This window comes from Escherichia marmotae, from assembly GCF_002900365.1.
Taxonomy (GTDB): domain Bacteria; phylum Pseudomonadota; class Gammaproteobacteria; order Enterobacterales; family Enterobacteriaceae; genus Escherichia; species Escherichia marmotae.
In genome coordinates this window covers 3441415-3462905 of sequence record NZ_CP025979.1, presented here as the reverse complement: position 1 = coordinate 3462905, position 21491 = coordinate 3441415, and the positions used below count along the sequence as shown (strand labels likewise).

At 50.1% G+C, this 21491-nt stretch carries 24 protein-coding genes; 14 read left to right on the top strand and 10 right to left on the bottom strand.

What is annotated here, in order from left to right:
* Nucleotides 1–7: 7 nt before the first annotated feature.
* The 5 genes from hslU to C1192_RS17850 all read left to right on the top strand — a co-directional run bounded on the left by hslU (nucleotide 8) and on the right by C1192_RS17850 (nucleotide 4393).
* Nucleotides 8–1339: an ATP-dependent protease ATPase subunit HslU gene (gene hslU / locus C1192_RS17870; RefSeq protein WP_001293343.1), complete on the top strand. Its 1332-nt coding sequence runs from the start codon at nucleotides 8–10 to the stop codon at nucleotides 1337–1339.
* Between the two features lie 66 nt (nucleotides 1340–1405).
* A complete protein-coding gene (gene menA / locus C1192_RS17865; RefSeq protein WP_016262743.1) occupies nucleotides 1406–2332 on the top strand; it encodes a 1,4-dihydroxy-2-naphthoate polyprenyltransferase in 927 nt (308 codons plus the stop codon).
* Between the two features lie 92 nt (nucleotides 2333–2424).
* A complete protein-coding gene (rraA, locus tag C1192_RS17860) occupies nucleotides 2425–2910 on the top strand; it encodes a ribonuclease E activity regulator RraA (protein WP_000872908.1) in 486 nt (161 codons plus the stop codon).
* A gap of 59 nt (nucleotides 2911–2969) precedes the next feature.
* Nucleotides 2970–3644 (top strand): hypothetical protein, encoded by a 675-nt coding sequence (locus tag C1192_RS17855; protein ID WP_001301616.1) that lies wholly within the window; start codon nucleotides 2970–2972, stop codon nucleotides 3642–3644.
* Nucleotides 3645–3766: 122 nt separating this feature from the next.
* Complete coding sequence (locus C1192_RS17850) at nucleotides 3767–4393, top strand: hypothetical protein (RefSeq protein ID WP_000232687.1); 627 nt, start codon at nucleotides 3767–3769, stop codon at nucleotides 4391–4393.
* 38 nt (nucleotides 4394–4431) lie between these two features.
* On the opposite strand, the gene zapB is transcribed toward C1192_RS17850, so the two are convergent.
* Nucleotides 4432–4677: a septal ring assembly protein ZapB gene (gene zapB, locus C1192_RS17845; protein WP_001296623.1), complete on the bottom strand. Its 246-nt coding sequence runs from the start codon at nucleotides 4675–4677 to the stop codon at nucleotides 4432–4434.
* 425 nt (nucleotides 4678–5102) lie between these two features.
* On the opposite strand from zapB, the gene glpF reads away from it, so the two are divergent.
* From glpF to fpr, 4 genes are all read left to right on the top strand, one after another.
* Nucleotides 5103–5948 carry a glycerol uptake facilitator protein GlpF gene (gene glpF / locus C1192_RS17840; RefSeq protein WP_038355001.1) on the top strand — a complete coding sequence of 282 codons (846 nt, stop codon included), beginning with the start codon at nucleotides 5103–5105 and terminating at the stop codon, nucleotides 5946–5948.
* Nucleotides 5949–5970: 22 nt separating this feature from the next.
* A complete protein-coding gene (glpK, locus tag C1192_RS17835) occupies nucleotides 5971–7479 on the top strand; it encodes a glycerol kinase GlpK (RefSeq protein ID WP_001517514.1) in 1509 nt (502 codons plus the stop codon).
* A gap of 229 nt (nucleotides 7480–7708) precedes the next feature.
* Nucleotides 7709–8719, top strand: a complete 1011-nt coding sequence (gene glpX / locus C1192_RS17830) for a class II fructose-bisphosphatase (protein WP_001250656.1) — start codon at nucleotides 7709–7711, stop codon at nucleotides 8717–8719.
* 96 nt (nucleotides 8720–8815) lie between these two features.
* A complete protein-coding gene (fpr, locus tag C1192_RS17825) occupies nucleotides 8816–9562 on the top strand; it encodes a ferredoxin--NADP(+) reductase (RefSeq protein ID WP_000796325.1) in 747 nt (248 codons plus the stop codon).
* Nucleotides 9563–9566: 4 nt separating this feature from the next.
* On the opposite strand, the gene uspD is transcribed toward fpr, so the two are convergent.
* The 3 genes from uspD to C1192_RS17810 form a co-directional block, all read right to left on the bottom strand.
* Nucleotides 9567–9995 carry a universal stress protein UspD gene (gene uspD / locus C1192_RS17820; protein ID WP_038355002.1) on the bottom strand — a complete coding sequence of 143 codons (429 nt, stop codon included), beginning with the start codon at nucleotides 9993–9995 and terminating at the stop codon, nucleotides 9567–9569.
* Nucleotides 9996–10006: 11 nt separating this feature from the next.
* Nucleotides 10007–10306: a DUF406 domain-containing protein gene (locus C1192_RS17815; protein WP_000655993.1), complete on the bottom strand. Its 300-nt coding sequence runs from the start codon at nucleotides 10304–10306 to the stop codon at nucleotides 10007–10009.
* 211 nt (nucleotides 10307–10517) lie between these two features.
* Entirely contained in the window at nucleotides 10518–10958 is a 441-nt protein-coding gene (locus C1192_RS17810; protein ID WP_000155271.1) for a DUF805 domain-containing protein, read from the bottom strand.
* Nucleotides 10959–11058: 100 nt separating this feature from the next.
* Here C1192_RS17810 and C1192_RS17805 point away from each other — a divergent pair, with 100 nt between their 5' ends.
* Nucleotides 11059–11658 carry a YiiQ family protein gene (locus tag C1192_RS17805; protein WP_038355003.1) on the top strand — a complete coding sequence of 200 codons (600 nt, stop codon included), beginning with the start codon at nucleotides 11059–11061 and terminating at the stop codon, nucleotides 11656–11658.
* Between the two features lie 107 nt (nucleotides 11659–11765).
* The gene (gene tpiA / locus C1192_RS17800) at nucleotides 11766–12533 is read left to right on the top strand and encodes a triose-phosphate isomerase (RefSeq protein WP_001216325.1); all 768 of its coding nucleotides are present in this window, start codon (nucleotides 11766–11768) and stop codon (nucleotides 12531–12533) included.
* 42 nt (nucleotides 12534–12575) lie between these two features.
* Here tpiA and cdh read toward each other — a convergent pair whose 3' ends face one another.
* The 5 genes from cdh to cpxP form a co-directional block, all read right to left on the bottom strand.
* On the bottom strand, nucleotides 12576–13325 hold the full coding sequence (gene cdh / locus C1192_RS17795) for a CDP-diacylglycerol diphosphatase (RefSeq protein ID WP_038355004.1): 750 nt from the start codon (nucleotides 13323–13325) through the stop codon (nucleotides 12576–12578).
* A 104-nt stretch (nucleotides 13326–13429) separates the two neighbouring features.
* A complete protein-coding gene (gene sbp / locus C1192_RS17790) occupies nucleotides 13430–14419 on the bottom strand; it encodes a sulfate/thiosulfate ABC transporter substrate-binding protein Sbp (protein ID WP_016249376.1) in 990 nt (329 codons plus the stop codon).
* A 318-nt stretch (nucleotides 14420–14737) separates the two neighbouring features.
* Nucleotides 14738–15700 (bottom strand): 6-phosphofructokinase, encoded by a 963-nt coding sequence (pfkA, locus tag C1192_RS17785; protein ID WP_001517511.1) that lies wholly within the window; start codon nucleotides 15698–15700, stop codon nucleotides 14738–14740.
* A 180-nt stretch (nucleotides 15701–15880) separates the two neighbouring features.
* Nucleotides 15881–16783, bottom strand: coding sequence for a CDF family cation-efflux transporter FieF (fieF, locus tag C1192_RS17780; RefSeq protein ID WP_001076732.1), 903 nt, complete (start codon nucleotides 16781–16783; stop codon nucleotides 15881–15883).
* A gap of 147 nt (nucleotides 16784–16930) precedes the next feature.
* Entirely contained in the window at nucleotides 16931–17431 is a 501-nt protein-coding gene (cpxP, locus tag C1192_RS17775; protein WP_001517491.1) for a cell-envelope stress modulator CpxP, read from the bottom strand.
* 149 nt (nucleotides 17432–17580) lie between these two features.
* Here cpxP and cpxR point away from each other — a divergent pair, with 149 nt between their 5' ends.
* Together cpxR and cpxA are read left to right on the top strand one after the other, a co-directional pair.
* Nucleotides 17581–18279, top strand: a complete 699-nt coding sequence (gene cpxR, locus C1192_RS17770; RefSeq protein ID WP_001033718.1) for an envelope stress response regulator transcription factor CpxR — start codon at nucleotides 17581–17583, stop codon at nucleotides 18277–18279.
* On the top strand, nucleotides 18276–19649 hold the full coding sequence (cpxA, locus tag C1192_RS17765; protein ID WP_038355005.1) for an envelope stress sensor histidine kinase CpxA: 1374 nt from the start codon (nucleotides 18276–18278) through the stop codon (nucleotides 19647–19649). Before cpxR ends, cpxA begins: the two co-directional genes overlap by 4 nt.
* 114 nt (nucleotides 19650–19763) lie before the next feature.
* Here the strand turns inward: cpxA and yiiM are convergent, their stop codons facing one another.
* Entirely contained in the window at nucleotides 19764–20438 is a 675-nt protein-coding gene (gene yiiM, locus C1192_RS17760) for a 6-hydroxyaminopurine reductase (RefSeq protein WP_001270231.1), read from the bottom strand.
* A 152-nt stretch (nucleotides 20439–20590) separates the two neighbouring features.
* On the opposite strand from yiiM, the gene C1192_RS17755 reads away from it, so the two are divergent.
* Complete coding sequence (locus C1192_RS17755) at nucleotides 20591–21481, top strand: dihydrodipicolinate synthase family protein (protein WP_038355006.1); 891 nt, start codon at nucleotides 20591–20593, stop codon at nucleotides 21479–21481.
* Nucleotides 21482–21491: the final 10 nt, after the last annotated feature.

Here is a 21491-nt window from a genome sequence, read left to right as displayed (position 1 = left end):
ATCTCCCATGTCTGAAATGACCCCACGCGAAATCGTCAGCGAACTGGATAAGCACATCATCGGCCAGGATAACGCTAAGCGTTCTGTGGCGATTGCACTGCGTAACCGCTGGCGTCGCATGCAGCTCAACGAAGAGCTGCGCCATGAAGTGACCCCAAAAAACATCCTGATGATCGGCCCGACCGGCGTCGGTAAAACTGAAATCGCCCGTCGTCTGGCGAAGCTGGCGAATGCGCCGTTCATCAAAGTTGAAGCCACCAAATTCACCGAAGTGGGCTATGTCGGTAAGGAAGTGGATTCTATTATTCGCGATCTGACCGATGCCGCCGTGAAAATGGTACGCGTCCAGGCTATCGAGAAAAACCGTTATCGCGCTGAAGAACTGGCAGAAGAGCGCATTCTCGACGTGCTAATCCCTCCGGCCAAAAACAACTGGGGACAGACCGAACAGCAGCAGGAACCGTCTGCAGCACGTCAGGCATTCCGCAAAAAACTGCGTGAAGGCCAGCTCGATGACAAAGAAATCGAGATCGATCTTGCCGCAGCACCGATGGGCGTTGAAATTATGGCACCCCCGGGAATGGAAGAGATGACCAGCCAGTTGCAGTCTATGTTCCAGAACCTGGGTGGTCAGAAGCAAAAAGCGCGTAAGCTGAAAATCAAAGACGCCATGAAGCTGCTGATTGAAGAAGAAGCGGCGAAACTGGTGAACCCGGAAGAGCTGAAGCAAGACGCTATCGATGCCGTTGAACAACACGGGATCGTGTTTATCGACGAAATCGACAAAATCTGTAAGCGCGGCGAATCTTCCGGTCCGGATGTTTCTCGTGAAGGCGTTCAGCGCGACCTGCTACCACTGGTAGAAGGTTGCACCGTTTCCACTAAACACGGGATGGTCAAAACTGACCACATTCTGTTTATCGCTTCTGGTGCGTTCCAGATTGCTAAACCGTCTGACCTGATCCCGGAACTGCAAGGTCGTCTGCCGATCCGCGTTGAGCTGCAGGCACTGACCACCAGCGACTTCGAGCGTATTCTGACCGAACCGAATGCCTCTATCACCGTGCAGTACAAAGCACTGATGGCGACTGAAGGCGTAAACATTGAGTTCACCGACTCCGGTATTAAGCGCATCGCGGAAGCCGCATGGCAGGTGAACGAATCTACCGAAAACATCGGTGCACGTCGTTTACATACCGTTCTGGAGCGTTTGATGGAGGAGATCTCCTACGACGCCAGCGATTTAAGCGGTCAAACTATCATCATTGACGCAGATTATGTGAGCAAACATCTGGATGCGTTGGTGGCAGATGAAGATCTGAGCCGTTTTATCCTATAATCGCGTTCAATCATTTTCATCATTGTTTGATGGGGCTGAAAGGCCCCATTTTTATTGGCGCGTATTATGACTGAACAACAAATTAGCCGAACTCAGGCGTGGCTGGAAAGTTTACGACCTAAAACCCTCCCCCTCGCCTTTGCTGCAATTATCGTCGGGACGGCGCTGGCATGGTGGCAAGGTCACTTCGATCCGCTGGTCGCTCTGCTGGCACTGATTACCGCCGGGCTGTTACAGATCCTCTCTAACCTCGCCAATGATTACGGTGATGCCGTTAAAGGCAGCGACAAACCTGACCGTATCGGACCACTACGCGGGATGCAAAAAGGGGTCATTACCCAGCAAGAGATGAAACGGGCGCTCATTATTACCGTCGTGCTCATCTGTCTCTCCGGGCTGGCACTGGTTGCAGTGGCGTGCCATACGCTGGCCGATTTTGTCGGTTTCCTGATTCTTGGCGGGTTGTCGATCATTGCCGCTATCACCTACACCGTGGGCAATCGTCCTTATGGTTATATTGGCCTTGGCGATATTTCCGTACTGGTGTTCTTTGGTTGGTTAAGCGTGATGGGGAGCTGGTATTTGCAGGCGCATACCCTGATTCCGGCGTTGATCCTTCCGGCTACAGCATGTGGCCTGCTGGCTACTGCGGTACTGAACATTAATAATCTGCGTGATATCAATAGCGACCGCGAGAATGGCAAGAACACGCTGGCTGTACGCTTAGGTGAAGTGAACGCACGCCGTTACCATGCCTGTCTGCTGATGGGGTCACTGGTGTGCCTGGCACTGTTTAATCTCTTTTCGCTGCACAGCCCGTGGGGTTGGCTGTTCCTGCTGGCGGCACCGTTGTTAGTGAAACAAACCCGTTATGTGATGCGTGAAATGGACCCGGTGGCGATGCGTCCGATGCTGGAACGCACTGTTAAAGGGGCATTACTGACTAACCTGCTGTTTGTTTTGGGGATATTCCTAAGCCAGTGGGCAGCATAACTGACAAATATCAATTAACAATTGATGATTTTGCCAACAACCCACATAGCGCGATATACTGAAAATTCTCGCAGCAACTGAATGTTAAGCCTATGAAATACGATACTTCCGAGCTTTGTGACATCTATCAAGAAGATGTCAACGTCGTGGAACCGCTGTTCTCCAACTTTGGTGGACGGGCGTCGTTTGGCGGACAAATCATCACGGTAAAATGTTTCGAGGACAACGGGTTGCTGTACGATCTGCTCGAACAGAATGGCCGTGGTCGTGTTCTTGTCGTCGATGGCGGTGGTTCTGTTCGTCGCGCACTGGTCGATGCTGAACTGGCGCGTCTGGCGGTACAAAATGAATGGGAAGGTCTGGTCATTTACGGCGCGGTGCGTCAGGTAGATGACCTGGAAGAGTTGGATATCGGCATCCAGGCGATGGCGGCAATTCCGGTTGGTGCCGCTGGCGAAGGCATTGGCGAAAGCGATGTCCGCGTCAATTTTGGCGGTGTTACCTTCTTCTCCGGCGACCATCTTTATGCCGACAATACCGGGATTATTCTTTCAGAAGATCCGCTGGATATTGAATAAGTATCTGCCATGCGTTAAAAGGGGAATTAAATTCCCCTTTTTTATACATGGACGTATTCATGCAGAATATTATTCTTTTATTTATATATTTATTACTTATAGCCGTTAACCATTTCCGCTACAAATTTCTTTTATCTGGCAACGCGGGTGAAATGATTTTATATTTTGCTAACGTATTTTTTAACCCACTTGCCTTATCATTTATTATCGCCACAATCATCTGTATAACGATAAAAAAAAGAAGCAGCCGCAGCTTTATTCGCGGCACTTGTTGGTTAATGGGATTATTTCTTATCTATAGCAGCTATACGGTGTGGGAACGACACAGCATATGGGATTATACTTTCCCGGAGCCAGGTATCACCGTCACGGTTCCGAGCAAACAGTGGGTTGCCAATATAGTAAAACAAGGACCAACCCTGGTGACCCGGGATGCCCATGCTATTTTAGCTATTGTTGCCTTCTCACAAAATGAACTCGGTGTGCATTCAATCGAGGAACTTACCGCGACTCAAAACGGAACTGCAGAAATGCATGTTTGTGATGTTCAGGGATTTGCCTGCGCTTATCAGGAAGGAGTGCAAACAATGAGTGATGGCAAAGTAAGACATGCTATTTTCATGACTCTACTGGATAACACTAATTTGATACAACTGGTCGCAGCTATCGACCCAGATTATTTGGACGAATATCAAGAAGAAGTAATGAAAATGATGCTTTCTGCTCGTCAATGATCTGATGTGCATGTTAATAATAATGGATTGATATGAGATACGTTATCTTATTAATACTATGGATAATAACTGTTTTTCTTAGTCATCTTCAGCACAGTAACTTGCTTACTGGAGATCCTGGGATGGTTGGCGAGTATATCGGTTCAGTACTTCTTGGGCCGTTATTACTTCCCGTGCTCGTGTCAGGTATTCTGTGCACATTCACTAAAAAAACGCGTAACTTCGCCAGTTTTACTCGCGGGTGCTGTTGGGTATTGGGAGTCCTGCTTTTATCCAACGTCGGCAATACGTTTCGTCTGTTCACCCCGTGGCACTATACGTTTGAGAAGGCAGCTATTTCCGTGACTGTCCCAAACCGACACTGGAATACGGTTTCTATTAGTACTGATAAAACCATTGATATAAGAAGTGAAGATAATAGCGTCTTTATTTCTGCTTTCCGCCTGCCCGCAGGACGTAGCGCCGATGACTCGCTGGAAGAGTTAAAGAAGATGCAGCGAGACAATCTCAAGGATCAATACAATGAAGAAACCTTCCAGTTTCATGATTGTAATGCCAAACATTTCACCTGTAAGTATCAGGATGTGTTGATAAATTTTGATGGTCAGCAGAAAAGAACCATCAGTGTTTATCTTGAAGACACCCCCAGGGCTGTGGGGATCATTGCATTAATGGAGCCAGATACGGCAGATAAATATCGCCAACAGGCGATGGAGATTATGTTGTCTGCTAAAAATACAGTGAAGTAAAAAATAAGGCGCCTTGCGGCGCCTCTGCGTGGAAGAGATTAAACCTCTTCCATGCGACCCAGCAGGGCCTGCAGACGTTCCTGCCAGCCGTTCTGCTGTTCTTTCAGATGGTTGTTCTCACGCTCCAGCTCTTCGCGCTGATGCTGGGCATTTTGAACTTCCTGCGACAGTGAGTTGTTTTTTTCTTTCAGCTCTTCGATTTCCATCTGCAACAGAGTGATGGTATCAATCGCCTGCTGTACTTTTGCTTCCAGTTTCTCAAACACTTCTAATGACATTGTCATACCTCTCCTGAATTGCAAGGCGTTGATGGATAAAAAATCCTCGTCCCGATTACCGGTGACGCCTTAATAAATACGAGCGCACTTTAGTTAGCTCCGATTGTATGAAGCCGCGCCATCGCTGTCCAGCGGCACGCCTTGCAGATTACGGTTTGCCACACTTTTCATCCTTCTCCTGGTGACATAATCCACACCAATCGAAAATGTTAATAAATTTGTTGCGCGAATGATCTAACAAACATGCATCATGTACAATCAGATGGAATAAATGGCGCGATAACGCTCATTTTATGACGAAGCACACACATTTTAAGTTCGATATTTCTCGTTTTTGCTCGTTAACGATAAGTTTACAGCATGCCTACAAGCATCGTGGAGGTCCGTGACTTTCACGCATACAACAAACATTAACTCTTCAGGATCCGATTATGAGTCAAACATCAACCTTGAAAGGCCAGTGCATTGCTGAATTCCTCGGTACCGGGTTGTTGATTTTTTTCGGTGTGGGTTGCGTTGCAGCACTAAAAGTCGCTGGTGCGTCTTTTGGTCAGTGGGAAATCAGTGTCATTTGGGGACTGGGGGTGGCAATGGCCATCTACCTGACCGCAGGGGTTTCCGGCGCGCATCTTAATCCCGCTGTTACCATTGCATTGTGGCTGTTTGCCTGTTTCGACAAGCGCAAAGTTATTCCTTTTATCGTTTCACAAGTTGCCGGCGCTTTCTGTGCTGCGGCTTTAGTTTACGGGCTTTACTACAATTTATTTTTCGACTTCGAGCAGACTCATCACATTGTTCGCGGCAGCGTTGAAAGTGTTGATCTGGCAGGCACTTTCTCTACTTACCCTAATCCTCATATCAATTTTGTGCAGGCTTTCGCAGTTGAGATGGTGATTACCGCTATTCTGATGGGGCTGATCCTGGCGTTAACGGACGATGGCAACGGTGTACCACGTGGGCCGTTGGCACCGTTGTTGATTGGTCTACTGATTGCGGTTATTGGCGCATCTATGGGTCCATTGACGGGCTTTGCCATGAACCCAGCGCGTGACATCGGTCCGAAAGCCTTTGCCTGGCTGGCGGGCTGGGGCAATGTCGCCTTTACCGGCGGCAGAGACATTCCTTACTTCCTGGTGCCGCTTTTTGGCCCTATCGTCGGTGCGATTGTAGGTGCATTTGCCTACCGCAAACTGATTGGCCGCCATTTGCCTTGCGATATCTGTGTTGTGGAAGAAAAGGAGATCACAACTCCTTCAGAACAAAAAGCTTCACTGTAATGTGACTACGGGACAATTAAACATGACTGAAAAAAAATATATCGTTGCACTCGACCAGGGCACAACCAGCTCCCGCGCAGTCGTGATGGATCACGATGCCAATATCATTAGCGTCTCACAGCGCGAATTTGAGCAAATCTACCCAAAACCAGGCTGGGTAGAACACGACCCAATGGAAATCTGGGCCACCCAAAGCTCCACGCTGGTGGAAGTGCTGGCGAAAGCCGATATCAGTTCCGATCAAATTGCAGCTATTGGTATTACTAACCAGCGTGAAACCACTATCGTCTGGGAAAAAGAAACCGGCAAACCGATCTATAACGCCATCGTCTGGCAGTGCCGTCGTACCGCCGAGATCTGCGAGCATCTCAAGCGCGATGGCATGGAAGAGTACATTCGTAATAACACCGGTCTGGTCATTGACCCATACTTCTCCGGCACCAAAGTGAAGTGGATCCTTGACCATGTAGAAGGCTCTCGCGAGCGTGCACGTCGTGGCGAGTTGCTGTTCGGTACGGTTGATACCTGGCTTATCTGGAAAATGACTCAGGGCCGCGTTCACGTGACCGATTACACCAACGCATCCCGTACCATGTTATTCAACATCCATACTCTGGACTGGGACGACAAAATGCTCGACGCGCTGGATATCCCGCGCGAGATGCTGCCAGAAGTGCGTCGCTCTTCTGAAGTGTACGGCCAGACCAACATTGGCGGCAAAGGCGGCACTCGTATTCCGATCGCTGGGATCGCGGGTGATCAGCAGGCGGCGCTATTCGGTCAGTTGTGCGTGAAAGAAGGGATGGCGAAGAATACCTACGGCACCGGCTGCTTTATGCTGATGAACACCGGCGATAAAGCGGTGAAATCAGAAAACGGCCTGCTGACCACCATCGCCTGTGGCCCAGGCGGGGAAGTGAACTATGCGCTGGAAGGTGCGGTGTTTATGGCGGGGGCATCCATTCAGTGGCTGCGTGATGAAATGAAGTTGATTAGCGACGCCGACGATTCCGAATATTTTGCGACCAAAGTACAAAACACCAACGGTGTATATGTCGTTCCGGCCTTTACCGGCTTGGGCGCACCGTACTGGGATCCGTATGCACGCGGGGCGATTTTCGGTTTGACTCGTGGCGTGAACGCTAATCACATTATCCGCGCGACACTGGAATCCATTGCCTATCAGACGCGCGATGTGCTGGAAGCAATGCAGGCTGACTCCGGTATTCGCCTGCACGCCCTGCGCGTGGACGGCGGCGCGGTGGCGAATAACTTCCTGATGCAGTTCCAGTCGGACATTCTTGGCACTCGCGTTGAGCGTCCGGAAGTTCGCGAAGTTACCGCCTTAGGTGCGGCGTATCTCGCCGGTCTAGCGGTTGGCTTCTGGCAAAATCTCGACGAACTGCAAGAGAAAGCGGTGATTGAACGCGAGTTCCGTCCAGGCATCGAAACTACCGAGCGTAATTACCGTTACGCAGGATGGAAAAAAGCGGTTAAACGTGCGATGGCGTGGGAAGAACACGAGGAGTAATGTCAGGCATCTGACCGATTGCCTGATGCTGATCGCCTGATGCGACGCTGACGCGTCCTATCAGGCCTACGAGCCGATGCCATTTTGTGTAGGCCGGATAAGGCGTTCACGCCGCATCCGGCATGTCGCAGACTATGGCTCCGTGCGGGGGCAATCCCCGCACACATCAATAATCCGCCCCCTCCCCTGTGCTACACTTCGCGCCATTCCTTACTGCTTAGAGTTTGCTATGAGACGAGAACTTGCCATCGAATTTTCCCGCGTCACTGAATCTGCGGCGCTGGCTGGCTACAAATGGTTAGGACGCGGCGATAAAAATACCGCTGACGGTGCGGCAGTAAATGCCATGCGTATCATGCTCAACCAGGTCAACATTGACGGCACCATCGTCATTGGTGAAGGTGAAATCGACGAAGCGCCGATGCTCTACATTGGTGAAAAAGTCGGTACTGGTCGCGGCGATGCGGTGGATATTGCTGTTGATCCGATTGAAGGTACGCGAATGACAGCGATGGGCCAGGCTAACGCGCTGGCGGTGCTGGCTGTAGGCGATAAAGGCTGCTTCCTCAATGCACCGGATATGTATATGGAGAAGTTGATCGTCGGACCTGGTGCCAAAGGCGTCATCGACCTGAATCTGCCGCTGGCGGATAACCTGCGCAATGTTGCAACGGCACTCGGCAAACCGTTAAGCGAACTGACGGTAACGATTCTGGCGAAACCACGCCACGACGCGGTTATCGCAGAAATGCAACAACTCGGCGTACGCGTGTTTGCTATTCCGGATGGCGACGTCGCCGCCTCCATTCTTACCTGTATGCCGGATAGCGAAGTTGATGTGCTGTACGGCATTGGCGGTGCGCCAGAAGGTGTGGTTTCTGCGGCGGTGATCCGTGCATTAGATGGTGATATGAACGGCCGTCTGCTGGCACGCCATGATGTCAAAGGTGATAACCTGGAAAATCGCCGCATTGGCGAACAGGAACTGGCACGCTGCAAAGCAATGGGTATTGAAGCCGGTAAAGTGCTGCGTCTGGGCGATATGGCGCGTAGCGATAACGTCATCTTCTCTGCCACCGGCATCACCAAAGGCGATCTGCTGGAAGGGATTAGCCGCAAAGGCAATATTGCCACCACTGAAACGCTGCTGATCCGTGGTAAGTCACGTACCATTCGTCGCATTCAGTCGATTCATTATCTGGATCGTAAAGACCCGGAAATGCAGGTGCATATTCTCTGATCGATTTGATCGATTGAGCCTTCCAGTCCTTCGGGACTGGAATTTTTTTGTTCGGAGAACGAAGATAAGGCAAGTCAATCAAAACAGGAGAAAAACATGGCTGATTGGGTAACAGGCAAAGTCACTAAAGTGCAGAACTGGACCGACGCCCTGTTTAGTCTCACCGTTCACGCTCCCGTGCTTCCGTTTACCGCCGGGCAATTCACCAAACTTGGCCTTGAAATTGATGGCGAACGCGTTCAGCGTGCCTACTCCTATGTGAACTCGCCCGACAATCCCGATCTGGAGTTTTATCTGGTCACCGTCCCCGATGGCAAATTAAGCCCGCGACTGGCGGCGCTAAAACCGGGTGACGAAGTGCAGGTCGTTAGCGAGGCGGCAGGGTTCTTTGTGCTGGATGAAGTGCCGGATTGCGAAACACTTTGGATGCTGGCGACCGGTACGGCGATTGGCCCCTATTTATCGATTCTACAATTGGGCAAAGATTTAGATCGCTTCAAAAATCTGGTACTGGTTCACGCCGCACGTTATGCCGCCGACTTAAGCTATTTGCCTCTTATGCAGGAACTGGAAAAACGCTACGAGGGAAAACTGCGCATTCAGACGGTGGTCAGCCGGGAAACGGTAGCGGGTTCACTTACCGGCCGGATACCGGCGTTGATTGAAAGTGGTGAACTGGAAAATGCGGTTGGCCTGCCAATGAACAAAGAGACCAGCCATGTGATGCTGTGTGGCAATCCGCAGATGGTGCGTGATACGCAGCAACTGCTGAAAGAGACCCGGCAGATGACGAAACATTTACGTCGTCGACCGGGCCACATGACAGCGGAGCATTACTGGTAAGCGGTTACTTATCGATAAACGGCACGATGAGTAGATCCGCATTCAACTTATTGATCATTCCGCGATATGCTGGCATCAAACGGTTGATAAACGAGTGGTGATGACCACAGACAAGGAGGTCGCACTGCTCTTTTTGCATAATTTCCAGCAGTGTTTCTGGCATTTCTCCGCGCTCAATGCGCAGTTTCGTCTTCGGCCACTGAATATTTTTCGTCAGTTTATACAGTTTGTTATCCGACTTATCTTTCAACAGTTGAAGAATATCTTCTGTTGCCGGAAAGTAGATACCCGGATACAACTCGCTTAAGCCATCATCGATATGAATTAACGTCAGGTGGGCATCGTTATGTCTGGCGAGATCCAGGGCTTTGTTCACCAGTAAGGCATCTTCTTCATTCCCGGAAATTGCCACGCCAATGTGTTTATAAGACATGTTTAACTCCATTAACCAAGTGAACGCAGTGATAACTCAAAAATAATCATCTCGGCCTGGCATGAGAAGGTGAAGGCCGCATCAAGCTCAACCTGCCCCTCCAGATCTTTAATCTTATAAGCCACGCTGGCCCCTTCATCCGCAGAGGATGCGGCAGCAGCAAGCTCTTTCAGTTTAGTCATAAAGGACTCTGCTTCTTCGCGGGTGGCAAAAAAGCGCGAAAGTTTGCTGGTACAGTTATCGTTATCAATAACCGTACCGATATCAATCGCACATCCTTTAGTACTGCATTTATCTACGACATCTTTCATAGGGCACCTCTGTATATTCGCCTCTCTGTCGATTGCCACTTAAGAATAATGCGCCGTTAAGAGAAGAACAAACAAGTAATGATCTTATGGATTACCATTTTTTTTGATATTGCTTAAGATGAGGAAATGAAGAAGATTTTCCGGGCATCGTCATTTGCAACGTGGAAATAACGATCCCGGATAAAAATAGCAATAAGAGATATATTAAGGACTAATGGCTTGATTTATTCTCGGACTTATACTTTACGTCCTGGGTGTCTTTTCCGTATTTATTTGCGCTTTGCGTGCCGACAAATGCGCCAAGATCAATAAGCATCATCACCAGAATCAACGTCGGAATAAAACGCCCTACCGCCCATTGCCAGACGCCCGGTAAAATCGCCCAGTTACCCGCCAGAAGCATCCACGCTACAATCATCAAAAATGCCCATGCGCCAGAACGGCCGCGATCGTGCAGCCGTTTCACCGTCACTGCCGCTGTCGGCCATAACAGGCACACAAGGCAAAACGCGGCGGTCTGGATATCGAGTAATTTTTTACCTGCCAGTGAGAAAAGCACCAGCATCCCAACGATCCAGAGGCCAATCCAAATCCAGAAATCACGGCGTCCAATACGCCCTTTAAACGAGAATAACCATTGCTGTATGGTCATGTAAGTTCCTTGATGGTTGTCTTTTCCAGGATTCTACCCTTTTGACAAGGGCGACAGATATCGTTTTAATCGAACCCAGTCATAACAAAAGGTACTGCCGATGAAGTCAGGGTGTTCACTGTTTTTTCTCTTATCTGTTGTGTTATCCGTTAGTGCAACGGTGCACGCACAATCGCCTAGCACGGCAACGACAGCGCCCTACCTGCTGGCTGGTGCCCCCACTTTCGATCTCTCCATCAGCCAGTTTCGAGAAGACTTTAACAGCCAGAATCCCAATCTGCCACTGAACGAATTTCGCGCCATCGACAGCAGCCCCGACAAAGCCAACCTGACTCGCGCCGCCAGTAAAATTAACGAGAACTTGTATGCCTCTACGGCGCTGGAGCGCGGCACTTTAAAAATCAAAAGTATTCAAATTACCTGGCTACCAATCCAGGGACCAGAGCAAAAAGCCGCTAAAGCAAAAGCCCAGGAATACATGGCGGCAATGATCCGCACGCTTACCCCGCTGATGACCAAAACACAGAGCCAAAAAAAGCTGCAATCACTCCTTACTGCGGGGAAAAACAAACGTTATTACACCGAGACAGAAGGCGCATTGCGCTATGTTGTCGCGGACAACGGCGAAAAAGGGCTAACCTTCGCTGTTGAACCGATTAAGCTGGCGCTATCTGAATCGCTTGAAGGGTTGAATAAATGACAAAAAGCAAAGCCTTTGTGCCGATGAATCTCTATACTGTTTCACAGACCTGCTGCCCTGCGGGGCGGCCATCTTCCTTTATTCGCTTATAAGCGTGGAGAATTAAAATGCGACATCCTTTAGTGATGGGTAACTGGAAACTGAACGGCAGCCGCCACATGGTTCACGAGCTGGTTTCTAACCTGCGTAAAGAGCTGGCAGGTGTTGCTGGCTGTGCGGTTGCAATCGCACCACCGGAAATGTACATCGATATGGCGAAGCGTGAAGCTGAAGGCAGCCACATCATGCTGGGCGCGCAGAACGTGGATCTGAACCTGTCCGGCGCATTCACCGGTGAAACCTCTGCCGCTATGCTGAAAGACATCGGCGCACAGTACATCATCATCGGTCACTCTGAACGTCGTACTTACCACAAAGAGTCTGACGAACTGATCGCGAAAAAATTCGCTGTGCTGAAAGAGCAGGGTCTGACTCCGGTTCTGTGCATCGGTGAAACCGAAGCTGAAAACGAAGCGGGCAAAACTGAAGAAGTGTGCGCACGTCAGATCGACGCGGTGCTGAAAACTCAGGGTGCTGCTGCATTCGAAGGTGCAGTAATCGCTTACGAACCCGTATGGGCAATCGGTACTGGCAAATCTGCAACTCCAGCGCAGGCTCAGGCTGTTCACAAATTCATCCGTGATCACATCGCTAAAGTTGACGCTAACATCGCTGAACAAGTGATCATCCAGTACGGCGGTTCTGTAAACGCCTCTAACGCCGCCGAACTGTTCGCTCAGCCGGACATCGACGGCGCACTGGTTGGCGGTGCTTCTCTGAAAGCCGACGCCTTCGCAGTGATCGTTAAAGCTGCAGAAGCCGCTAAACAGGCTTAAGTCTGACAGGTGCCGGATATCACATCCGGCACTTAACTCGCCTTAACGCAAAATCTCACACTGATGATCCTGAATTTCCTCGGCTGAAGCACGATTCAGCGTCAGGAGATTTCGTTGCGTCGCCAGCAATACAAACGAGTTATCACTCTGTCGTACCATCGCCAGCCCGTAACTTCCCATATGTTCCCGTGCCCCAGGCACTTCTTCCGCTAACATCATAAACGGACTACGTTGTACTAATTCGCTTTCAGTTACCCGACGCGCCAGGTATTCATGCCCCTGTAATCCGCCCGGCAGCGGCAACCAACGACTACTGATGTTCGCCAGATTGTTATCCAGTTGTTCGCGTACATCTGGACGAATACAAGAAATATGAATATGAAAATGATTTTGCGTGCGCCCGGTGCGGGAGTTAATCGCCAGAGATACCGCACGATCGGGAACCTGCTGACCGTATTTTTGGCTCATAAAATCACGCGCCTGCCAGGCCAACCAAAAGAAGTTAGGCGTTGAAGGATCGGTCAACAAAGGGCTTTCAGTACCGTTAATACGATACGTTGGCATCAACAGATATTGCAGTGGGCCGTTAATGTCTTTTAAAACCACATACCCGGCATTAGGTTTTACCTCCACACATGGCGAAGGGTTTTGGTTTTGCTGCTGATTGGGCAAACATTGCTCAAGGACAATCTTACGTAATACCTCCGAATCACCGGTAAATTTCCAGTAGCCGAAACCCGCAGCAACGGCGATAACTATCATCACCAAAATGAAAATAACCGTTTTTTTCATCGTTTTTTCCCTGTACCTCAAAGAGATGCAAGGGTAACGCAAAATCGTGACAAATAAAAAACCCGGTCGCAAGATGCCTCCGGGCCTGGTTACCTTCAACAAAATTAACGTTTGCTGATTTGGTCGAACGTACCACCGTTAGAAAAATGCTCTTTTTGCGCCTTCGTCCAGCCGCCAAACTCTTCATCGATGGTAAACAATTTCAGCTTCGGAAAAGCGTTTTCATATTTTTTCGCTATCTCCGGATCGCGCGGACGGTAATAGTTTTTGGCTGCAATCTCCTGACCTTCTGGGGTATAGAGATATTTCAGGTAGGCTTCTGCGATCTCTTTGGTGCCTTTTTTCTCCGCCACTTTATCGACAACCGACACCGTCGGTTCCGCGAGAATAGACTCGCTCGGCGTGACGATTTCGAATTTATCTTTCCCCAATTCATTCGTTGCCAGCAGTGCTTCGTTTTCCCAGGCTATCAGCACATCACCAATACCACGTTCGACGAAAGTATTAGTAGAGCCACGCGCGCCGGAATCCAGAACTTCAACGTTTTTATACAACGACCGCACGAAATCCTGTGCTTTCGCTTGATCGTTATTATTGTGATGCAGCGCGTATCCCCACGCTGCCAGGTAGTTCCAGCGTGCGCCACCAGAGCTTTTCGGGTTAGGCGTGATCACTGAAATACCGGGTTTAACCAGGTCGTTCCAGTCATGGATTTGCTTCGGATTACCCTTGCGCACCAGGAAGACAATGGTGGAGGTGTACGGCGCGGAGTTATCCGGCAGACGTTTGATCCAGTTTTTATCAATTCGACCACGTTCAGCAATCGCATCCACGTCGTAAGCCAGCGCCAGCGTCACTACATCAGCATCTATGCCGTTAATCACCGACGTTGCCTGTTTACCTGAGCCGCCGTGCGACTGACGAATCACTACGTTATCGCCCGTTTGCTGCTTCCAGTGGGCACTGAACGCTTTGTTGTATTGTTCGTACAACTCGCGCGTAGGATCATACGAAACGTTAAGAAGCTGAATATCCTTTGCCATAACGCTGGTCGCCGCCAGCAAAAATGTAAACCCTACGCCCCACTTGTTCATCGCCCGGTTCTCTTATGTTGTGTTGTGATAAGCAAAGCGTGCCAGAACGTGAATCAAACATTAAAGAATAAAAAAAGATTGGATATAACCTGAGGGTATATATGGGGGAGTAAAAAAGGCGGAATGAATCCGCCTCAAATTGCTGACAATGTACGCTTGTTCATGCCGGATGCGGCGTAACCGCCTTATCCGGCCTACAAAAATTTGCAAATTCAATAAATTGCAGAATTCATATAGGCCTGATAAACGAAGCGCATCAGGCATTTTTGCTTTTGTCATCGGTTTCAGGCAAAAGAAAGCTGCCTTTTCCCGATATCATTAATACAGTTTTTTCGCGCAGTCCAGCCAATCACCTTTGAACGGACGCTTCATGTTTTCGATAGCGTCGATGATGTCATGGTGAACCAGTTGTTCGTTCTGAATACCTACGCAACGACCACCGTAGCCTGCCAGCAGCAGATCAATCGCATATGCGCCCATACGGGAAGCCAGAATACGGTCATAAGGCACCGGAGAACCACCACGCTGGATGTGGCCCAGCACGGTTGCACGAGTTTCACGACCGGTTTCTTTCTCGATGAAATGCGCCAGTTCATCGACATCGCACATGTGTTCAGTGATCGCCACAATCGCGTGTTTCTTACCTTTCGCAATACCCGCTTTGATTTCGTTTACCAGATCTTCACGGCTGAATTCGACTTCCGGTACAACAACAAATTCACAACCACCGGCGATTGCTGCAGCCAGAGTCAGGTCGCCACAGTAACGACCCATTACTTCCACCACTGAAATACGCTGGTGAGAAGAAGATGTATCACGCAGACGGTCGATCGCTTCTACAACAGTGCTCAGTGCAGTGAAGAAACCGATGGTGTAGTCAGTACCTTTGATATCGTTGTCGATGGTGCCTGGCAGACCAATGCATGGGAAACCCATTTCGGTCAGACGCATTGCACCCATGTAGGAACCGTCACCGCCGATAACAACCAGCGCATCGATGCCACGTTTTTTCAGGTTTTCGATAGCCACCGCGCGGATGTTTTCGTCGCGGAATTCAGGGAAGCGCGCAGAACCGAGGAATGTACCACCACGGTTGATCATGTCAGACACACTGTAACGGTCAAGCTGAACCATACGGTCTTCATACAGGCCCAGATAGCCGTCATAAATCCCCATGACTTCCAGACCTTCCGACAGCGCCGCACGTACGACACCACGGATTGCTGCGTTCATGCCAGGCGCATCACCGCCACTTGTCAACACACCGATTTTCTTAATCATGACTACCTCTGAACTTTGGAATGCAAAATGAAATCTGTTGCCGGAAGTCGATTCTGCATATCGAACACCAAACGAATATGCAGATAGTATAACAACCACTGCCTGCTGAATTGATTCAGGTCAGGCCAAATGGCGGTAATTTATACACAAAATGCGGGTCTGGCTCTCTTTTCGCAAGCATTATGATAGCTCAAACCGTTTACCTTCCCTGGGCACGACGGAACAAGGGTCCTGATGAATAATGACATCCGAGCCTGGAAAACGCCGTAAAATAGCCTGCTCTACCTGATCAGCCACCATATGCGCCTGAACCAGAGGCAGAGAGTCTTCCATTTCCAAATGAATCTGAATAAAGCGAGTCGGCCCTGACTGCCGCGTGCGAAGATCGTGAGCGCCGCTTACTCCCGGCCAGGAAGTCACGATATCAATAATTTCCTGCCGCTCCTCATCGGGTAACGCGCGATCCAGCAATGACTGTACCGCCTCATACCCCATGCGTAACGCACTATATAAAATATAGATGCCAATACCCAAAGCAAACAGGGCATCTGCGCTATGCCAGCCGTACCAGGATAATGCAAGTGCCAGCAAAATCGCGCCGTTCATCATAACATCAGACTGATAATGGAGCATATCTGCACGCACCGCCTGACTTTGTGTACGGCGAACCACCCAACGCTGAAACGAGACAAGAACGATGGTGCAAACTAACGCGACAATTGTGACGATAATACCGACACCAGGATCATTCATTGGCGTCGGTGAAATCAGATGTTGGATCCCGGTTAAAAACAAAAACAACGCCGAACCAGAGATAAACATACTTTGCGCCAACGCAGCCAGAGATTCCGCTTTACCATGACCAAAAGTATGTTCGTCATCCGCCGGTTGCAACGAATAACGCACCACCAATAAATTGGTCAGTGACGCACCAATATCCACCAACGAGTCGACAAGCGCGGCGAGAATACTCACCGAACCGGTATACCACCATGCAAAAATTTTAATCAGCAATAGCAGCGAAGCCATCGCCGTCGCAGCAATCGCCGCCCGACTGACCAGCCGTCCATAAGATTGATTCATAAATACTCCCGCTATCAACTGACGGTAGTATAACGGAAGCAAATCATCTGCAATGCATTAAGCAACAGGCAAATTGAGGATAAAAAAACCCCCACATCATGTGGGGGAAGACAGGGATGGTGTCTATGGCAAGGAAAACAGGGTTTACTACTGGGAACGTGAGTTGCTACTACTCAATAGCTTCAACGATGAACTTTTTTGCCATTGCGTCACGTCGCGCAACTGCTCCATTCGCTGTTGATGTTTCTCGTTTAAAACCGCTTGCTGCTCCGGCGTTAACAGGTGATACATTTGGTTGCGGACTTTAGCCATCTCAACCTGGCGAGCGATCTGCTCTTTCGCCATTTTTTCTGCCTGAGCGCGCACAGCGTTTTCATCAAAATTTTCTGCGGTGACAAGGCGATGCATTGTCTCCACTTCGCTAACATTAACAGGAGGCTGTTCGTGCCGGGCCTGTTGCATAAGATCTCGCATCTGCTGACGCTGATGTTCGGTTAAACTTATGCCGTCGAACATATGGCTCTGCGTACTGCGCTGCGCAAGTTCTTCGCCCGGATGCCAGTTATCGCCTGAACCGACTTCAGCAGCGTGGCTTAGTGAACTGACTGCCAGCGTTGAGGCCATGACGGCAACGGTAACTATGCGCATCATTTGCTCCCAAAATCTTTCTGTCGCGATTCAACGATAGAGAGTTTACGATTCAGGCTGCAAACATGCGTCAGGGGGTGTAAAACAACGTAAAGTCATGGATTAGCGACGTCTGATGACGTAATTTCTGCCTCGGAGGTAATTAAAGAATGAATAAAATCTTGTTAGTTGATGATGACCGAGAGCTAACGTCCCTGTTAAAGGAACTGCTCGAGATGGAAGGTTTCGACGTGATTGTTGCCCATGATGGAGAACAGGCGCTTGATCTTCTGGACGACAGCATTGATTTACTTTTGCTTGATGTGATGATGCCGAAGAAAAATGGTATCGATACATTGAAGGCACTTCGCCAGACACACCAGACGCCTGTCATTATGTTAACAGCGCGCGGCAGTGAACTTGATCGCGTTCTTGGCCTTGAGCTGGGCGCGGATGACTATCTCCCGAAACCGTTTAATGATCGTGAGCTGGTTGCACGTATTCGCGCGATCCTGCGCCGTTCGCACTGGAGCGAGCAACAGCAAAATAGCGACAACGGTTCACCGACGCTGGAAGTAGATGCGTTAGTGCTGAATCCAGGTCGTCAGGAAGCCAGCTTCGACGGACAAACGCTGGAGTTAACCGGTACTGAATTTACCCTGCTCTATTTGCTGGCGCAGCATCTGGGCCAGGTAGTTTCTCGCGAGCATTTAAGCCAGGAAGTGCTGGGCAAACGCCTGACGCCTTTCGACCGTGCTATCGATATGCACATCTCCAACCTGCGCCGTAAGCTGCCGGATCGCAAAGACGGGCATCCGTGGTTTAAAACGTTGCGTGGTCGCGGCTATCTGATGGTTTCTGCTTCATGATAGGCAGTTTAACCGCGCGCATCTTCGCCATCTTCTGGCTGACGCTGGCGCTGGTGTTGATGCTGGTTTTGATGTTACCCAAGCTCGATTCACGCCAGATGACCGAGCTTCTGGATAGCGAACAGCGTCAGGGGCTGATGATTGAGCAGCATGTCGAAGCGGAACTGGCGAACGATCCCCCCAACGATTTAATGTGGTGGCGTCGCCTGTTCCGTGCCATTGATAAATGGGCACCACTTGGTCAGCGTTTATTACTGGTAACCACCGAAGGCCGCGTGATCGGTGCTGAACGCAGCGAAATGCAGATCATTCGCAACTTTATTGGTCAGGCGGATAACGCCGATCACCCGCAGAAGAAAAAGTATGGTCGCGTGGAACTGGTCGGGCCGTTCTCTGTGCGCGACGGTGAAGATAATTACCAGCTCTATCTGATTCGCCCGGCCAGCAGTTCTCAATCCGATTTCATCAACTTACTGTTTGACCGCCCGCTATTACTGTTAATTGTCACCATGTTGGTCAGTACGCCGTTGCTGTTGTGGTTGGCCTGGAGTCTGGCAAAACCGGCGCGCAAGCTGAAAAACGCTGCCGATGAAGTCGCTCAGGGGAACTTACGTCAGCACCCGGAACTGGAAGCGGGGCCACAAGAATTTCTTGCCGCAGGTGCCAGTTTTAACCAGATGGTGACTGCGCTGGAACGCATGATGACCTCCCAGCAGCGCCTGCTTTCTGATATCTCTCACGAGCTGCGCACGCCGCTGACGCGTCTGCAACTGGGTACGGCGTTACTACGCCGTCGTAGTGGCGAAAGTAAGGAACTGGAGCGCATTGAAACCGAAGCACAACGTCTGGACAGCATGATCAACGACCTGTTGGTGATGTCACGTAATCAGCAGAAAAACGCGCTGGTAAGCGAGACCATCAAAGCCAACCAGTTGTGGAGCGAAGTGCTGGATAACGCAGCGTTCGAAGCGGAGCAGATGGGCAAGTCGTTTACCGTTAACTTCCCGCCAGGGCCGTGGCCGCTGTACGGCAACCCAAATGCCCTAGAAAGTGCGCTGGAAAACATTGTCCGTAATGCCCTGCGTTATTCCCATACGAAGATTGAAGTGGGCTTCGCGGTAGATAAAGACGGTATCACCATTACGGTGGATGACGATGGTCCTGGCGTTAGCCCGGAAGATCGCGAACAGATTTTCCGTCCGTTTTATCGCACCGATGAAGCGCGCGATCGTGAATCTGGCGGTACGGGTCTGGGGCTGGCGATTGTCGAAACCGCCATCCAGCAGCACCGTGGTTGGGTGAAAGCTGAAGACAGTCCGCTGGGCGGTTTACGGCTGGTAATTTGGCTGCCGCTGTATAAGCGGAGCTAAACACCGCGCAGGGCAGCTTTTATAAGCCGGATAAGGCGTTTACGCCGCATCCGGCATTTGAGCGGATGCCTGATGCGACGCTGGTTGCGTCTTATCAGGCCTACTCTCCGCTTTTTATTTTCCCCACAAACGCCGCGAAAAATCTTCAATCTTGCCGCTAAGTCGGCGCTTCTGCATCGTCCGCGTCCAGCTTTTCGACAGCCCGGCAGCGGAGAGTAAACGGTGATACTGCTCATCATCAAACGGCATATGCCACGCAATGGCTATTGCCTCCTGCACGGTGACATCACTGACGCGGGAAACCAACTCCAGCGGCGCATCTGCAGATATCAACCCCGGCGCAATCACGCTATATAACCAGCCAGTTTTTCCGGCATTTTGCATCAACTGCGCCATATCGCTGATGTCAAAATGATAATTGAGTTTAAAGCACGGTGACCGCGGTTGGGTAACCTGAATCAAAGCCTCGCCCCAGCGGAAAATATCGCCAATATAAACATTGCTTTCCGTCAGACCGTCGGTTGAGAGGTTTTCACCAAACGCAGGCGCAACAAACAAATCCGCCTGTTCCGGAAATTCCCGCGCCCAATAAAGATAATGTTCACGAGGATAGTGACACAGCGCCCTGTCTGGTCCACCATGAATTTTCTTCTCTGCCTGCTCGTCACCTTCCAGCCCCAGCTCTGTCAACATCAACTCGCCATCGACCTGGATTTTCGCAATCGCACTTGGACGGCTTTCCGGATATTCCCGAACCTTGCCTGCGTATACATCAACTGGATATCGCATCTGTTCCCTCTCCACCGAGAAATTTCCCCATTAGACCATATTTATTTTACGTCAGGCGCGCAAAATGAGAGCACGGTTCAAATGATGACGCCTTAGAAATGTTATCAATGAGATGAATTTGAAACGCCATTTCATTATAAGGAGTGTTCAACGTGACCGAGCAAACACAGTTTTCTGGCGTCTGGTGTCCTTCCATTACGCCAATGGATAAAGACGGTAATGTGGATCTTAACGGGCTGAAGCGACATCTGCAGCGATTAAGGGGAGCCAACATTGATGTGATATTGCTGATGGGCAGCATTGGTGAATTTGCCTCTTTCACCCTCGAAGAGAGACTCATGCTTATCCGCGAGGCGCGTACCATGAGCACATTAAAAATGGTCGCTAACGTTTCTTCCACCTGCACTCACGATGTACTGGTGATGGCACAAGAAGCGTATCGCACAGGCTATGATGCAGTGATGATCCTGCCGCCTTACTACTACGGCCAGACGGCGAAGCAATTATTAAGCTATTTCCGCCATCTGGGTCGCGAGTTACGGGGAAAATGGTTCGCATATAACTTCCCGGCGCGGACCGGTTGTGATTTAACCCCAGACCTGGTCGCCACGCTGGCGAGTGAATTTCCTCACTTTGCCGGGATTAAAGACACTGTCGATTGCCAGTCACACACCCGCAGCATGATTCAGGCAACACAGTCTGTTCGTTCTGATTTTGCTGTACTTTCGGGCTATGACGAGTATTACATTCCTAATCTGCTAGCCGGTGGCGCGGGGATAATATCCGGCCTGAACAACGTTATGCCGGAACTGTTTGTCGAAGCCCGTGAAACCTTCAAACGCGGCGACCTGGCGGCTTTACAAGAGATTCAGCAACAGATTGGCACTTATATGTCCATCTACGCCATTGGTGAGGATTTTGTCACTACTATCAAGACGGTGGTATCGCGTAAGTTTGGTTATTGCACTGGAGTATCACGCAATGCGGGTGGCGAGTTAAGCGAAAGTGAATGTCGAACAATTGACGAGGTCTTTGTCAGATAACGCAAGAAGC